Annotated in this window: 13 protein-coding genes; 9 read left to right on the top strand and 4 right to left on the bottom strand. The window is 63.4% G+C overall.

Going from position 1 to position 13771, the window contains the following annotated elements; translation table 11 throughout:
* Nucleotides 1-86: 86 nt before the first annotated feature.
* Nucleotides 87-1283 (bottom strand): ABC transporter substrate-binding protein, encoded by a 1197-nt coding sequence (locus tag ACESL9_RS07035; RefSeq protein WP_372613617.1) that lies wholly within the window; start codon nucleotides 1281-1283, stop codon nucleotides 87-89.
* Nucleotides 1284-1451: 168 nt separating this feature from the next.
* Here ACESL9_RS07035 and ACESL9_RS07030 point away from each other — a divergent pair, with 168 nt between their 5' ends.
* On the top strand, nucleotides 1452-2558 hold the full coding sequence (locus ACESL9_RS07030) for a PQQ-dependent sugar dehydrogenase (protein WP_372613619.1): 1107 nt from the start codon (nucleotides 1452-1454) through the stop codon (nucleotides 2556-2558).
* A gap of 77 nt (nucleotides 2559-2635) precedes the next feature.
* Here the strand turns inward: ACESL9_RS07030 and ACESL9_RS07025 are convergent, their stop codons facing one another.
* On the bottom strand, nucleotides 2636-3640 hold the full coding sequence (locus tag ACESL9_RS07025) for a GlxA family transcriptional regulator (protein ID WP_372613621.1): 1005 nt from the start codon (nucleotides 3638-3640) through the stop codon (nucleotides 2636-2638).
* 188 nt (nucleotides 3641-3828) lie between these two features.
* Here ACESL9_RS07025 and ACESL9_RS07020 point away from each other — a divergent pair, with 188 nt between their 5' ends.
* Nucleotides 3829-5202 carry a class II 3-deoxy-7-phosphoheptulonate synthase gene (locus tag ACESL9_RS07020; protein WP_372613623.1) on the top strand — a complete coding sequence of 458 codons (1374 nt, stop codon included), beginning with the start codon at nucleotides 3829-3831 and terminating at the stop codon, nucleotides 5200-5202.
* 61 nt (nucleotides 5203-5263) lie between these two features.
* Here ACESL9_RS07020 and ACESL9_RS07015 read toward each other — a convergent pair whose 3' ends face one another.
* Nucleotides 5264-5911 (bottom strand): PAS domain-containing protein, encoded by a 648-nt coding sequence (locus tag ACESL9_RS07015; RefSeq protein ID WP_372674644.1) that lies wholly within the window; start codon nucleotides 5909-5911, stop codon nucleotides 5264-5266.
* Between the two features lie 278 nt (nucleotides 5912-6189).
* Here ACESL9_RS07015 and ACESL9_RS07010 point away from each other — a divergent pair, with 278 nt between their 5' ends.
* The 6 genes from ACESL9_RS07010 to phoB all read left to right on the top strand — a co-directional run bounded on the left by ACESL9_RS07010 (nucleotide 6190) and on the right by phoB (nucleotide 11125).
* Nucleotides 6190-7080, top strand: a complete 891-nt coding sequence (locus ACESL9_RS07010) for a YicC/YloC family endoribonuclease (RefSeq protein WP_372613627.1) — start codon at nucleotides 6190-6192, stop codon at nucleotides 7078-7080.
* 4 nt (nucleotides 7081-7084) lie between these two features.
* Complete coding sequence (gene gmk, locus ACESL9_RS07005; protein WP_372613629.1) at nucleotides 7085-7729, top strand: guanylate kinase; 645 nt, start codon at nucleotides 7085-7087, stop codon at nucleotides 7727-7729.
* The gene (locus tag ACESL9_RS07000; RefSeq protein WP_372613630.1) at nucleotides 7726-8250 is read left to right on the top strand and encodes a gamma carbonic anhydrase family protein; all 525 of its coding nucleotides are present in this window, start codon (nucleotides 7726-7728) and stop codon (nucleotides 8248-8250) included. Before gmk ends, ACESL9_RS07000 begins: the two co-directional genes overlap by 4 nt.
* A gap of 98 nt (nucleotides 8251-8348) precedes the next feature.
* Nucleotides 8349-9389, top strand: coding sequence for a sensor histidine kinase (locus tag ACESL9_RS06995; RefSeq protein WP_372613632.1), 1041 nt, complete (start codon nucleotides 8349-8351; stop codon nucleotides 9387-9389).
* Nucleotides 9390-9711: 322 nt separating this feature from the next.
* On the top strand, nucleotides 9712-10431 hold the full coding sequence (gene phoU, locus ACESL9_RS06990; RefSeq protein ID WP_372613634.1) for a phosphate signaling complex protein PhoU: 720 nt from the start codon (nucleotides 9712-9714) through the stop codon (nucleotides 10429-10431).
* Nucleotides 10432-10435: 4 nt separating this feature from the next.
* On the top strand, nucleotides 10436-11125 hold the full coding sequence (phoB, locus tag ACESL9_RS06985; protein WP_372613636.1) for a phosphate regulon transcriptional regulator PhoB: 690 nt from the start codon (nucleotides 10436-10438) through the stop codon (nucleotides 11123-11125).
* A 184-nt stretch (nucleotides 11126-11309) separates the two neighbouring features.
* Here phoB and ACESL9_RS06980 read toward each other — a convergent pair whose 3' ends face one another.
* The gene (locus tag ACESL9_RS06980) at nucleotides 11310-12218 is read right to left on the bottom strand and encodes a LysR family transcriptional regulator (RefSeq protein WP_372613638.1); all 909 of its coding nucleotides are present in this window, start codon (nucleotides 12216-12218) and stop codon (nucleotides 11310-11312) included.
* A gap of 106 nt (nucleotides 12219-12324) precedes the next feature.
* Between ACESL9_RS06980 and ACESL9_RS06975 the strand changes: the two genes are divergently transcribed.
* Entirely contained in the window at nucleotides 12325-13545 is a 1221-nt protein-coding gene (locus tag ACESL9_RS06975) for an acyl-CoA dehydrogenase (protein WP_372613640.1), read from the top strand.
* Nucleotides 13546-13771 lie beyond the last annotated feature (226 nt).

The raw sequence follows: 13771 nt of genomic DNA, 5'->3' as shown, positions 1-13771 counted from the left end.
CCCGGAGGTGCCCGGCGTTTCCCGCCGGATTATCGTGGCATGCGGCCCGGAAGGTGCCGGGCCGCATGCGGTTGGCTATCGTTGGATCAGCGGAACTGAACGGTGGTGTTCTCGCCGTCCTTGATCAGCACCTGGCGGAAGAGACCCGCAGCTTCGCCCGGATCGATCAACTCGACACCGGTGCCGCCGACATAGTCGATCTCGCCGCCCTCGGCGAGAATTTCCAGACCCTTGGCCAGTTCCCCGGCCTGAATCTCTTCGCCCGGGGCATTGGCGACATCCATCATCTTCTCCTTGTAGTCGCTCGGATCGGAGGATCCGGCCGCCTGCATGGCAAGAAGAATCAGCGCCGCGGCGTCGTAGCTTTCGGGCGTGAAGGGCGTGGTCGGATCCCAATCGCCGCCCGAGGCTTCCGCAACCTCGCTGAACCGCTCGACCAGTTCTTCGGTCGGGCTGGGGTGCTGGCCGGTCGAGCCGTTGATCTCGGCGCCGAAATTCTCGACCAGTGCATTCGACATCATCCCGTCGGGGAAGTGGAAGGTCTCGAACGCCCCGCTATCGAGCGCCGAGCGCACGATACCTGCGCCGCCCTGGTCGACATAGCCCGCAACAACCAGGCGCTCGCCGCCGGCCGAGGCCAGCGAGCTGACTTCGGCCGAGTAGTCGGCCTTGCCGTCTTCATGCGCGGCGGTCATCGTCACCGTGCCGCCCATCTCCTTGAACGAGGCCTCGAAACTGTCGGCCAACCCCTTGCCGTAGTCATTGTTGGTATAGGTCACGGCGACTTCTTCGATGCCTTCTTCCATCAGGATTTCCGCCATCACGACGCCTTGGCGCGCGTCAGAGGGCGCGGTGCGGAAGAACAATCCTTCATCCTCGTTGTTCTGGTGGCTCAGCGCCGGCGACGTGGCCGAGGGCGACACCATCACGACACCGTTGGGCAGCGCCACGTTGTTGAGCACCGCACCGGTCACACCCGAACAGTCGCCACCGACGATCCCCTTGACCCGGTCCGAGGTGATCAACCGCTCGGCGGCGGATGTCGCGGCCGAGGAATCGATGCAGGTGGTGTCGCCGTTGACACCAACAACGGTTGCGCCGTCGAGCAGAAGGCCGCTGTCGCTGACTTCCTTGATCGCCAGATGAGCCGCGGGGGCCATGTGCGCAACGGTCGATTCGATCGGTCCGGTAAAGCCCAGAAGGACGCCAATCTTGATCTCTTCGGCATGTGCCGCACCGGCAAAAAGCGCCGTCGCTGCGGTGGTAGCAATCAGTTTCTTCATGATTTTCTCCCATGTTGGAACGATAAGTCCGGTGCAAAGCCTATTCCGGCTGACCAAAAAAGAAAAGCATTAAGGCGACATTCCGCAAGGCAATTGTTTCACTCACGTGAACGTTGGCGCACCACGGTCGCGACCGTGCTAGGATCATCTGCCGAAAGGGGGATCGACATGCGATTTTTCATTGCCATTCTCGGTATCATGTCCGTGTTCTGGGGGGCGGCACCCGCCGGGGCCGAAGAGCGCCGCATCGATACGCCGCTGGGGCCGGCGCTGATCGAAACCGTGGCCGAGGAGTTTCGGGTGCCATGGTCGCTGGGGTTTCTACCCGATGGGCGAATGCTCGTTACCGAACGCGCCGGTCGTCTCTGGCTTCTGGCGCCCGATGGCACCCGCGAGCAGGTCAGCGGCCTGCCTGACATCGCCGCGCGCGGGCAGGGCGGGTTGCTCGATATCGCGATCGCGCGGGATTTCGAACAAAGCGGCACCGTGTTCCTGAGCTTTGCCAAGGCCCAGCGCGACGGCGCAGGCACCGCGCTTGCCGTGGCAAAGCTCGTCGAGAACCGGTTGCGCGATCTGCAGGTGATTTTTGAAATGGCCCCGGGGTCATCCGGCGGACGGCATTTCGGTGGCCGGATCGTCGAGGCGCGTGATGGGACGCTTTTTCTGACCATCGGTGACCGGGGCGACCGGCCATCCGCACAGGATCGCGCGCGTCACAATGGCAGCGTGATTCGCGTAACGCGCGACGGGGACGTGCCCTCCGACAATCCATTTACCGGGCAGTCTGACGCGCAGCCCGAGATCTGGTCCTATGGCCACCGCAACCCGCAGGGCGCCACGCTCGATTCCGAGGGGCAGCTCTGGGTCAACGAACACGGTGCGCGCGGCGGGGACGAGATCAACCTCGTTCGCCGCGGTGCCAATTACGGCTGGCCGGTCATCGCCTATGGCCGCCATTATTCCGGCGGCAAGATCGGTGAAGGCACGTCCAAACCGGGCATGGAGCAGCCCGAGTTCTACTGGGATCCGTCCATCGCGCCTTCGGGGATGGTGATCCACTCCGGCAACGGTTGGCCGGCCGCGCGCGGGCATCATTTCGTCGGTTCGCTCAAGTTCGATCATGTCGCGGTCCTGACCCCCGGGGCTGCGGAGGAGGTCGGGCGGATCGAGGGCCGCGAAACCGCGCGCGTGCGCGATCTGCGCGAGGGGCCGGATGGCGCGCTCTGGATCGTCTCCGAGGGCAATGGCACGATCTATCGCCTTCGCCCGGAATAGAGCCTGTTGCATGTCATCGCCGCAGCGACTGCAGCGCGGTCGCAATGAGCGCCATGGTGCGAAGGCCGTACGCCCGGTCAGATCGACAGCCGCGTCGCGTGGCTGCCGCGTTCGCGATAGGGCGTGGTGTCGTAATGCGCACGATAGCATTTCGAGAAATGCGACGGGCTTGCGAACCCGCAGGCCAGCGCCACGTTGATCACGCTCATGTCGGTCTGCATCAAGAGGTTGCGTGCCTTTTGCAGCCGCAGTTCCATGTAATAGCGTTTGGGTGAACGGTTGAGGTAGCGCCGGAACAGCCGTTCGAGCTGCCGTGTGCTCATCCCGACCTCGCGGGCCAGGATCGAGGGGCTGATCGGCTCCTCGATGTTCTGCTCCATCTTCTGGATGACAAGGCTCAGTTTCGGATGCCGGACCCCGATCCGCGTGGGCACCGAAAGGCGTTGCGTGTCCTGGTCGGTACGGATCGAGGAATAGATCAACTGATCGGCCACCGCATTGGCCAGTTCCTCGCCATGGTCGTCTGCGATAAGCTTGAGCATGAGGTCGATGGACGATGTGCCCCCGGCCGTGGTCATGCGGTTGCCATCGACCACGAACACCGACTTGGTCAGTGTCACCTCGTCGAACTCCTCGGTGAAACTGTCCTGGTTTTCCCAGTGGATGGTAGCGCGCTTGCCATCCAGAAGCCCCGCCTTGGCCAACGAATAACCCGCGGTGCAAAGCCCGCCGATCACCGGCCCCTTGCGGGCCTCGCGCCTGAGCCATGACACGAGCTTCTTGGTGGTCGCGGTCTGGATGCGCATCCCGCCACAGACAAGGATCGTGTCATCGCGCGTGACCTCGCCAAGATCCATGTCGAGCGCAAAGCTGGTGCCCGCCGAGCACGACACCATCTCGCCACCTTCGCCGGCCAGCTTCCATTCGTAAAGCTCGCGTCCCGACATCCGGTTTGCGATACGGATCGCCTCGATGGCGCTGGCGAATGACAAAAGGGTGAACTGGTCGAGCAGCACAAAGATAAAACGCCGCGGCTTGGAGGGCACGCTTTCAAGCTTGATTGTCTGGCGAGGGTCGTCCATCAACTCGTCTCTTTCGTAGTCTCCGCCCTGGGCGCGTGGTCACGTGCTGTAAACGGCAAATCCTGTCGCTGCCGTCCACTTGGGCAGACCCGGACCGCCACGTCAAGAGGCGGCGATTCGCGTATGGTCAGCGCGATCCGGGTTCTGTATATGAAGTGATCGTAACGCAAGACACCCGGAGAAAGACAATGAGTGACTGGACAAGATCCGGCTGGCGCGCCAAACCGCGCATCCAGATGCCGGATTACACGGATCAAGCCGAGTTGCAGGCGGTCGAAGCCCAGCTCGGCCAGTATCCGCCGCTCGTCTTTGCCGGCGAGGCGCGGCGCCTCAAGGAACAGCTCGGTGCCGCCTCGCGCGGCGAGGCGTTCATGCTTCAGGGCGGCGATTGTGCCGAAAGCTTCGAACAGTTCTCGGCCGATGCGATCCGCGACACGTTCAAGGTCATGCTGCAAATGGCCATGGTGCTGACCTATGGCGCCAAGGTGCCGGTGATCAAGGTCGGGCGCATGGCCGGGCAATTCGCCAAGCCGCGCTCTGCGCCGACCGAGGTGGTCGAGGGCGTTGAACTGCCCAGCTATCGCGGCGACATCATCAACGAGCTGGATTTCTCGCCCGAGGCGCGCATCCCCGACCCCAAAAAGATGCTTCAGGCCTATACCCAGTCCGCGGCGACGCTCAACCTGTTGCGCGCCTTCTCGACAGGCGGTTATGCCGATGTGCACCAGGTCCATAGCTGGACGCTGGGCTTCACCGAGACCGAAAACGCCGCGCGCTATCGCGAGATGGCCAATCGCATTTCCGACACGCTCGATTTCATGAAGGCGGCGGGTGTGGACTCGAACCGTTCCGCGGCGCTGCACACGGTCGATTTCTACACCAGCCACGAGTCGCTTCTGCTGGAATACGAAGAGGCACTGACACGGGTGGACTCGACGTCCGGAAACTGGCTGGCCGGGTCGGGGCACATGCTCTGGATCGGCGACCGCACCCGCCAGCCCGATGGCGCGCATGTCGAGTTCCTGAGCGGCGTGCTCAATCCCATCGGTCTCAAGTGCGGCCCGACCATGGAGGTGGATGATCTCAAGCGCCTGCTGGCCAAGCTCAACCCCGGGAACGAGGCCGGGCGGCTTACGCTGATCACGCGCTTCGGCGCGGGCAAGGTCGGCGAACACCTGCCGCGCCTCATCAAGGCGGTCGAGGAAGAGGGCGCGAACGTGGTCTGGGTCTGTGATCCGATGCACGGCAATACCATCAAGTCGGCCAGCGGGTTGAAAACCCGGCCCTTCGACCTGGTGCTGCGCGAGGTGCGCGAGTTCTTTGCGACCCACAAGGCCGAAGGCACGGTGCCCGGCGGGGTGCATTTCGAGATGACCGGCCAGGATGTGACCGAATGCACCGGCGGGGTGCGCGCGGTCACCGACGAGTCGCTCTCGGATCGCTATCACACCGCATGCGATCCGCGCCTCAACGCGTCGCAATCGCTCGAACTCGCGTTTCTCGTGGCCGAGGAGCTCACGGCGCGGCGCGCGGCAGAAGCGGCGGAGGTCAAGACCGGGTGACAGGTCACGCGCGCCCGGGGCGCCGCCCCGGGTTGCGGCGTCCGCTGTCCCGGATGTGGCTTCAGTCGTCGTTTTTCACCAGCCGCAGATAACCCGGCCGTTCACCAGAACGCGGCCTTTCGAACCGCCGCGGCGCCTCGGCAAAACCTGCCTCAGGTTGTCGCGACACCGGGCTTGCCTTCATTCCCTCGACTGGCTCAAGATCGGGCAGGCTGCGCAGGTCGGTTTGCGCCACGTTGAAGCGGCGCGGTGCGCGCCCCAACTGTCCGACGGTCTCGAAACAGCCCAGAACCCGGGTGATCTCGCCCATGTCGCTGAGCAGCGGCAAGAGCAGCATCCGCCCTTCAAGCGGTGGCTTGCCGATGCCGGTCTCCGCGCTCAGGGTGAGGCGCGCGACCGCGGGCGTGGACATGACCGCCTCCAGGGTTCGGGAAAACCCGGCGCGCTCGCAGGGTGGAAGCATCGCGCTGATCGGCATCCCGCGCACCTCCATTCCCATCAGGTCATTGAGATGCATCCCCGCGATCCGCAGACGCGCCAGGCCGGGTGCGATCCGTTCGAGGACAAAGGCATATTCCAGCGCGTTCTCGATCCCGCGCGGGTCGATGTCCGCGCGTCGCGGAAGGTCACAGCCAACCCGGAGCCCTTCCCAATAGGCTTCGACCTCGATCAGGGATCGAAACCGGTTTTCCGCAATGAAACCCGTCATGTCGATCACGTTCCCACCCGCATTACCACAACCACGCATGGCGTATCCCCAGTTGTCAAAACGCTCTGACCCGGGGCGCGACAGCCGCGTCAACCTTGGGGTCAGAATGATTACCGATGTCTTAACTTGCCACGGATTGATGCAAATTGCGCGCGCAATGTAAGGATTTGGTTAACCCCGAAATCGGTTCGGGCCGGCCGGGTCGCGGGAATTCAACGGCTTGCCCCCGCTCGGGCGCGGTGGCATCAGGGGACAAGGGAAAATGCGAAGGAACGCCAGTGATACACTCGATGACCGCCTTTGCCTCGGCCAAGGGCCAATCCGGCCCCTATGCCTGGGCGTGGGAGTTGCGCAGCGTCAATGCCAAGGGGCTCGACCTGCGGCTGCGCGTGCCCGACTGGATCGCCGGTCTTGAGGCGGCGCTGCGCACGCGGATTGGCGCGGCACTCACGCGCGGGTCGGTCTCGTTTTCGCTTCGTCTCACCCGCGAAGACGAACTCGCAACGCTTTCGGTCAATGCCGCACAGCTCGATGCCGTGCTTGACGCGCTGGCCGTGATCGAGACCCGCGCGCTCGATCGCGGAATCAGCGTCGCACCCTCGCGTGCCGCTGATATCCTGGGCCAGCGCGGCGTGCTCGAACAATCGGGCGGCGATGAGGACACCACCGCATTGCGCAACACCCTGCTTGATGCGTTCGAGCCGCTGCTGGCTGATTTCCTCGCCATGCGCGCCGCCGAAGGCCGGGCGCTGCACGACGTGCTGAACACCCAGATCGGCCGGATCGAGACACTCACCGCCGAGGCCGCCGCGCTGGCCGACACCCGCCGCTTCGACATGGCCGAGGCGTTGCACCAGAACCTCGCCCGCGTGCTCGACAATGCCGCCGGTGCCGACGCCGACCGCGTCGCGCAGGAACTGGCCATGATCGCGGTCAAGGCCGACATCACCGAGGAGCTTGATCGGCTTCAGGCCCATGTCGGCGCCGCGCGCGATCTGCTGGCCGCCGATGGCGCGGTCGGGCGCAAGCTCGATTTCCTGACCCAGGAATTCAACCGCGAGGCCAACACGCTCTGTTCCAAGTCCCAGCACAAGTCGCTGACCGCGGTCGGACTCGAACTCAAGACGGTGATCGACCAGCTGCGCGAACAGGTTCAGAACGTGGAGTGACCCGATGACCAAGCGACGCGGCCTTCTGATCATCCTGTCCTCGCCCTCGGGTGCGGGCAAATCCACGCTCTCCAAACGCCTGCGGGCTTGGGACCCGGCGATCCGCTTTTCGGTCTCTGCCACGACCCGCGCTCCAAGAGAGGGCGAGCGGGATGGCACCGATTACCACTTCATGACCGAAGATGCGTTCAAACGCGACGTTGCCGCGGGTGACATGCTCGAACACGCCCATGTGTTCGGGAATTTCTACGGATCGCCACGCTCGCCCGTGGAAGAGGCGATTGACGCCGGGGCCGACGTGCTTTTCGACATCGACTGGCAGGGCGCGCAACAGATCCGCAACTCGGCGCTGGCGCCCAACACGCTGTCGATCTTCCTGCTTCCGCCCTCGATCCATGAACTGCACCGCCGTCTTGTCAGCCGCGGCCAGGACACGCCCGAGGTGATCGTCCGCCGGATGCAGAAAAGCTGGGACGAGATTTCGCATTGGGGCAGCTATGATTATGTGCTGATCAACGACGATCTCGACCGCACCGATGCCGATCTGCGCGGCATCGTCACCGCCACCCGCCTGCGCCGAACCCAGCAGCCGATGCTGGTCAATCACGTGCGCAGGCTTCAGACCGAATTCGAGGAGATGGAGGAATGACCCTATACGCGCTCGACGGCCACGCGCCGCAATGCCACGAAGATACATGGGTGGCCCCCGATGCCAACCTGATCGGGCGGATCACGCTCGAAGCCGGTGCCTCGGTCTGGTTCGGGGCGACCCTGAGGGGCGACAACGAACCGATCACGGTGGGCCGCGGCTCGAACGTGCAGGAAAACTGCATCTTTCACACCGACATGGGCTATCCGCTGACCGTCGGGGCCGATTGCACCATCGGGCACAAGGTCATGCTGCATGGCTGTACCATCGGCGACGGCAGCCTGATCGGCATGGGCGCGACCATCCTCAACGGGGCCAGGATCGGCGCCAACTGCCTGATCGGGGCAGGGGCGCTCATCACCGAGAACAAGGAGATTCCCGACGGCAGCCTCGTCATGGGGGCGCCGGGCCGGGTGATCCGCCAACTCGATGCGCCGGCCAAGGCGATGCTTCGGGCCAGCGCCCAGCATTACCAGGACAACATGCGCCGGTTTCGCGCCGGGCTCACGCCGGTGGCGTGACGGTTGCGGGCAATCCTGTTGAGTTCCAGAAGAATGAATCCGAACCCGATCGGGGCGGCGCATGTCGGCCGCGCGCGATCATTCCTGGCAAGGTCATCATGACAGACACGTCCATCCGGAATCTGCTCGATGCGCTACCGCTGGCGGCGCTGTTCGTCGATACGCAGGACCGGATCGTGGGGGCCAATGCCGGCGCGCTCGCGCTTCTGGGCGAGCATGTAGCAGGGCGCTACTATGTCACGGCCCTGCGCCAGCCCGACCTGCTCGATGCGATCGAGAGTTGCGGGCGCCGACAGATCGCGCGCGAAACCCGGTACCTGCTGCGCGACGGCGAGCGCGATGCAACCTATGTGGTGAAGTGCGGATGGATCGACGCCGCCGACTTGCGTGGCGTGCTGGTCAGTTTCAAGGATGTCTCGGATCTCGAGGCCGCGGGGCAGATGCGCCGCGATTTCGTCGCCAATGTCAGCCACGAGCTGCGCACGCCGCTCACCGCGCTCATGGGTTTCATCGAGACCCTGCGCGGCCCCGCCAGAAGCGACCCCGTCGCACAGGAGCGGTTTCTGGGGATAATGCAGGCCGAGGCCGAGCGGATGGAGCGCCTGGTCAAGGATCTGCTCTCGCTGAGCCGGGTCGAGGCGCAGGAACGGATGCGGCCCGCCGAAGAGGTCGATCTGGCGGCGCTGGCGCGTTCGGTGCTGCATGGATTCGCGCCCGTCGCACACGAGGCCGGGGTCGCGCTGGCGCACGAGTTGCCGGCGGGCGCCTGCATGGTTCCCGGAGACGAGGACCAACTCAGGCAATTGATCTCGAACCTTGTCGAGAACGCCATCAAGTATGGCGGGGCAGGGGGCTCGGTGACGCTGTCGTTGGTCGTGTCACCGCGCGACGCGACGCTGCGCGGCCCCGCGGTGGTGCTCTCGGTCCGCGACGAGGGCCAGGGGATCGACCCGATTCATATTCCGCGCCTTACCGAACGGTTCTACCGGGTCGATTCGCATCGCTCGCGGCAGGTTGGCGGCACCGGGCTCGGCCTTGCCATCGTCAAGCATATCGTGAGCCGCCATCGCGGCCGGTTGCGCATAGACAGCGAGCCGGGGCAGGGCAGCACCTTTACCGTGATTCTGCCTGCCGCCTGATGCGGTGCGATGCCTCAATGAGGCAATCGTCACAAATTCGTTACGCGAATGTCATACAAGGTTTGCACGCGGGGGCTATCGCAGCCCGGGCCACCGGTCATAGGCGGCACAGCAACCAGGAACAGGTGCCTGCTTGATCCATGTGAACCTTGTCATCCGGCCTGCGACCCGACAGATCGGGACAATGCAGGCGATCGCGCGACCGCCGATCCCTTCGGCTCGGGCAAACCTGTCATGCAAGGCGGGATCTTGCAGATGGGTACGAGAGCTTGCCCAGCCAAATGACGCCGTGGGCATTCAACTGCCCCCAAGGAGTGAAACGATGAACCAGGAACACATCACCGCAGCCTTTGACCGCGATCTCGAAACCATCCAGGCGCGGATCATGAAGATGGGCGGGTTGGTCGAACAGGCCATCCTCGACGCCGCCGACAGTTTCGCGGCCCGTGACGAGGAACTGGCGCGCAAGGTGCGCATGCGCGACCACGTCATCGACGATCTCGAGGATCAGATCAACGACGATTGCGCACGCGTCATCGCGCTGCGCGCACCAATCGCCACCGATCTTCGCCTGGTGCTGAGCGTGATGAAGATCGCGGGCAACCTCGAACGCATCGGTGACTATGCCAAGAACATGGCCAAGCGCACCACCGTTCTGGTCGAGATGGCGCCGATAGAAGGGGCCGACCTGTCGCTCAAGCGCATGGCGCGCGATGTGGAACTCATGCTCAAGGACGCGCTCGACGCCTATGTCCAGCGCGACGCCGAACTGGCGATGGAGGTGATCCGCCGCGATCGGGATATCGACCAGCTCTACAACGCGCTGTTTCGCGAATTCATCACCTTCATGATGGAAGACCCGCGCAAGATCACGCCCTGCATGCATCTCCATTTCATAGCCAAGAACACCGAACGCATGGGCGATCACGTCACGTCCATTGCCGAACAGGTGGTCTACCTCGTGACCGGTGAATTCCCCGACGAGGACCGGCAAAAGGCCGATCGCACATCCACCGATCCGAACATCGCGAAAGGGAATTGAACCCATGTCGTCCGAACAACCCACCGTGCTTCTGGTCGAGGATGAACCGGCGCAGCGTGAAGTACTCGCCTATAACCTCGAAGCCGAAGGTTTTCACGTCGTCCGGGCCGGCGACGGAGAAGAGGCGATGGTCATGGTGGACGAGGAGACGCCGGATATCATCCTGCTCGACTGGATGCTTCCCAACGTTTCGGGCATCGAGGTCTGCCGCCGGCTCAAGATGCGGCCCGAAACGCGCAACGTGCCGATCATCATGCTTTCGGCCCGCTCGGAAGAGGTGGACCGGGTGCGCGGGCTGGAGACCGGGGCCGACGACTATGTCATAAAACCCTACTCGGTGGTCGAACTGATGGCCCGCGTCCGCACACAGCTTCGCCGGGTGCGGCCCTCGACGGTGGGCATCCAGCTGACATTCGAGGATATCGTGCTGGACAGTGAAACCCACCGCGTGACCCGCGATGGCAAGCCGCTGAAACTCGGCCCCACCGAGTTTCGCCTGCTCGCGACCTTCATGGAAAAGCCGGGGCGCGTCTGGAGCCGTGAACAGTTGCTGGACCGGGTCTGGGGCCGCGACATCTATGTCGACACCCGCACGGTCGATGTGCATATCGGGCGGCTGCGCAAGGCGTTGACCAGCCACGGCGGGGCGGACCCGGTGCGCACGGTGCGTGGCGCGGGCTATGCCCTCGGGTAATCCCCTGGGGCCGGGGCGCGTGGTCTCCTGGGCCGAAAAGACCGTGCGCCGTCTTTACCATTACCCGCGTCATGGCCGGACGCTTATTGCGGCAGCCGGTCGGCAGCCGGGAGTCATACGCGTGTCACCCCCCTGTCGTGGCCCTGCGCAAAAGTATTAACATGCGGAACGATCATGGATCGGGTTAACGCGGCAGCATGTCCTCGCCCTGAACCTCGTCGCGCAGCCAGTTTCTGAACTGGCACAGGGCCGGGTCGTCGGTCTTGTCCTCGGGCCAGACCAGCCAATAGGCCCCGCGGCTTTCGGTCGGCCCGCCATAAGCGCTGACAAGGCGCCCCTCGGCCAGCTCCTGTCCGATCAGGTAGTCGGGCAGAAGCGCTACCCCCAGACCGTGCAGAACCGCCTGGATGATCGTTGTGAACTGATCGTAATAGGTGCCGGTGACATGCGGTGCCTCCACCCCGTGGGCGGCCAGCCACTCGACCCAGGCCCGCGGCCGCGTCTGGATATGCAAGAGCGGCAACCGCTGGAGGTCTTCGGCACGGTTCAGCGAATGGCCAGCGAGAAGCGCAGGCCGTGCGACCGGCAGCACATATTCCCGCGCCAGCAGGAGCTTTTGCGATCCGGGCCAATCTCCATCCCCGAAAGTGATAGCTGCATCAAATGGTTGAGCGGCAAAGTTAAACTGCTCAAGGCGTGTGGTCATGTTGATCGTGACATCTGGATGCGCCTTGGCAAAGCCCGGCAGGCGCGGCACCAGCCAGCGCATCCCGAAACTGGGCAATATGGCAAGGTTTACCGCACCGCCCCCCATATCCGTCTGCAGGCGAAGCGAGGCTTGCGCGATCTGTTGCAGCGCCCCCCGGATTTCTGCGGCATAGCGCGCACCTGCCGATGTGAGCGCCAGCCGTTTGCGGCTGCGATTGAGCAACGGTACCCCAAGCTGCTCTTCGAGCGTTTGCAGCTGGCGGGACACCGCGCTTTGTGTCAGGGCAAGCTCCTCGGCCGCTGCCGTCGCACTCCCCAGGCGCTCGACGGCTTCGAGCGCCTGCAGGGCAGGGACCGAGGGCAGGAATCGTCGTGGCGCTATCATCTATTCCAAGATTTCATGTAACCATGCGGATAAGTCGATTTATCATGCGATTTTCTCAAGGTAAACTTACGCAAGCGTAAACCCACCGTTCGATGGAGATTCCAACATGCTCGACAAACCCGCCTTGCGCGCCAAGGATGCCCCGGATCTTGGACAGTTCACCTGGGACGACCCGTTCCGCCTCGAGGATCAGCTGAGCGAAGAAGAACGCATGATCCGCGACAGCGCCCGCGCCTATGCGCAGGAAAAGCTGTTGCCGCGTGTAACCGAAGCATTCGCGACCGAAGGGACGGATCCCGAGATCTTTCGCGAAATGGGTGAGATGGGCCTGCTTGGCACCACGACACCCGAGGAATATGGCGGTTTGTCAGCCGGTTACGTCACTTACGGCCTTGTCGCGCGAGAGGTCGAGCGCGTCGATTCCGGCTATCGCTCGATGATGAGCGTGCAAAGCTCGCTGGTGATGTACCCGATTTATGCCTATGGCTCGGAAGAACAGCGCCAGAAATACCTGCCCAAGCTGGCCTCGGGTGAATGGATCGGCTGTTTCGGCCTCACGGAACCCGATGCCGGCTCCGACCCGGGCGGCATGAAGACCCGTGCGGAGAAAACCGAAGGCGGCTACCGGCTCACCGGATCCAAGATGTGGATTTCCAATGCGCCCATTGCTGACGTGTTCGTGGTCTGGGCCAAGTCCGAAGCACATGGCGGCAAGATCCGCGGCTTTGTCCTCGACAAGGGGGCCAAGGGTCTCAGCGCCCCGAAAATCATGAACAAGATGAGTTTGCGCGCCTCGATCACAGGCGAGATCGTCATGGATGGCGTCGAGGTCGGCGAGGACGCGCTCTTGCCCCACGTCGAGGGACTGAAAGGCCCCTTCGGCTGTCTCAACAGGGCCCGTTACGGGATCAGCTGGGGTGCGATCGGGGCCGCCGAGGCCTGCTGGCATGCGGCGCGGCAGTATGGGCTTGATCGGCATCAGTTCAAACGCCCCTTGGCACAGACGCAACTGTTTCAAAAGAAACTCGCCGACATGCAGACCGAAATCGCGCTCGGGCTCCAGGCGTCGCTCCGCGTCGGGCGGTTGATGGACGATGCGCAGGCCGCTCCCGAGATGATTTCCATCGTCAAGCGCAACAATGTCGGCAAGGCGCTCGACATCGCGCGCATGGCCCGCGACATGCATGGCGGGAACGGGATCAGCCTCGAGTTTCATGTCATTCGCCACATGATCAATCTTGAAACGGTCAACACCTACGAGGGAACGCATGACGTCCATGCCTTGATCCTCGGGCGTGCACAAACAGGTTTGCAGGCGTTCTTTTGACCGCTCCAATCCTGTAAAAGAGGCCGGCTTTCAATGCGTTGCAGGCCGGCCTTCATGATCTCGATCATGCACGGGGAGAGAATAAAACGATCAGTCGGTTTGAGAAGATAAAACGCATAATAAGTATTATGTTAAATAAATGATGATCAAGCGAGTCGCCCCGGACGCTCTCGACATAATTCATGTTGGCAGCTAAATCTTTGGAACCACTCGAACCGAACTCTTT

The sequence above is a fragment of the Aquicoccus sp. genome (assembly GCF_041686535.1).
Classification (GTDB): domain Bacteria; phylum Pseudomonadota; class Alphaproteobacteria; order Rhodobacterales; family Rhodobacteraceae; genus Aquicoccus.
The sequence above is the reverse complement of the archived record's forward strand: the minus strand, read 5'-3'. Positions and strand labels throughout refer to the sequence as shown.

Excerpts from the sequence above, each read along its gene's own strand:
- ACESL9_RS07035 (WP_372613617.1), bottom strand. The coding sequence starts at position 1,283 with ATGAAGAAACTGATTGCTACCACCGCAGCGACGGCGCTTTTTGCCGGT.
- ACESL9_RS07030 (WP_372613619.1), top strand. The coding sequence starts at position 1,452 with ATGCGATTTTTCATTGCCATTCTCGGTATCATGTCCGTGTTCTGGGGG.
- ACESL9_RS07025 (WP_372613621.1), bottom strand. The coding sequence starts at position 3,640 with ATGGACGACCCTCGCCAGACAATCAAGCTTGAAAGCGTGCCCTCCAAG.
- ACESL9_RS07020 (WP_372613623.1), top strand. The coding sequence starts at position 3,829 with ATGAGTGACTGGACAAGATCCGGCTGGCGCGCCAAACCGCGCATCCAG.
- ACESL9_RS07015 (WP_372674644.1), bottom strand. The coding sequence starts at position 5,911 with ATGACGGGTTTCATTGCGGAAAACCGGTTTCGATCCCTGATCGAGGTC.
- gmk (WP_372613629.1), top strand. The coding sequence starts at position 7,085 with ATGACCAAGCGACGCGGCCTTCTGATCATCCTGTCCTCGCCCTCGGGT.
- ACESL9_RS07000 (WP_372613630.1), top strand. The coding sequence starts at position 7,726 with ATGACCCTATACGCGCTCGACGGCCACGCGCCGCAATGCCACGAAGAT.
- ACESL9_RS06995 (WP_372613632.1), top strand. The coding sequence starts at position 8,349 with ATGACAGACACGTCCATCCGGAATCTGCTCGATGCGCTACCGCTGGCG.
- phoU (WP_372613634.1), top strand. The coding sequence starts at position 9,712 with ATGAACCAGGAACACATCACCGCAGCCTTTGACCGCGATCTCGAAACC.
- phoB (WP_372613636.1), top strand. The coding sequence starts at position 10,436 with ATGTCGTCCGAACAACCCACCGTGCTTCTGGTCGAGGATGAACCGGCG.
- ACESL9_RS06980 (WP_372613638.1), bottom strand. The coding sequence starts at position 12,218 with ATGATAGCGCCACGACGATTCCTGCCCTCGGTCCCTGCCCTGCAGGCG.
- ACESL9_RS06975 (WP_372613640.1), top strand. The coding sequence starts at position 12,325 with ATGCTCGACAAACCCGCCTTGCGCGCCAAGGATGCCCCGGATCTTGGA.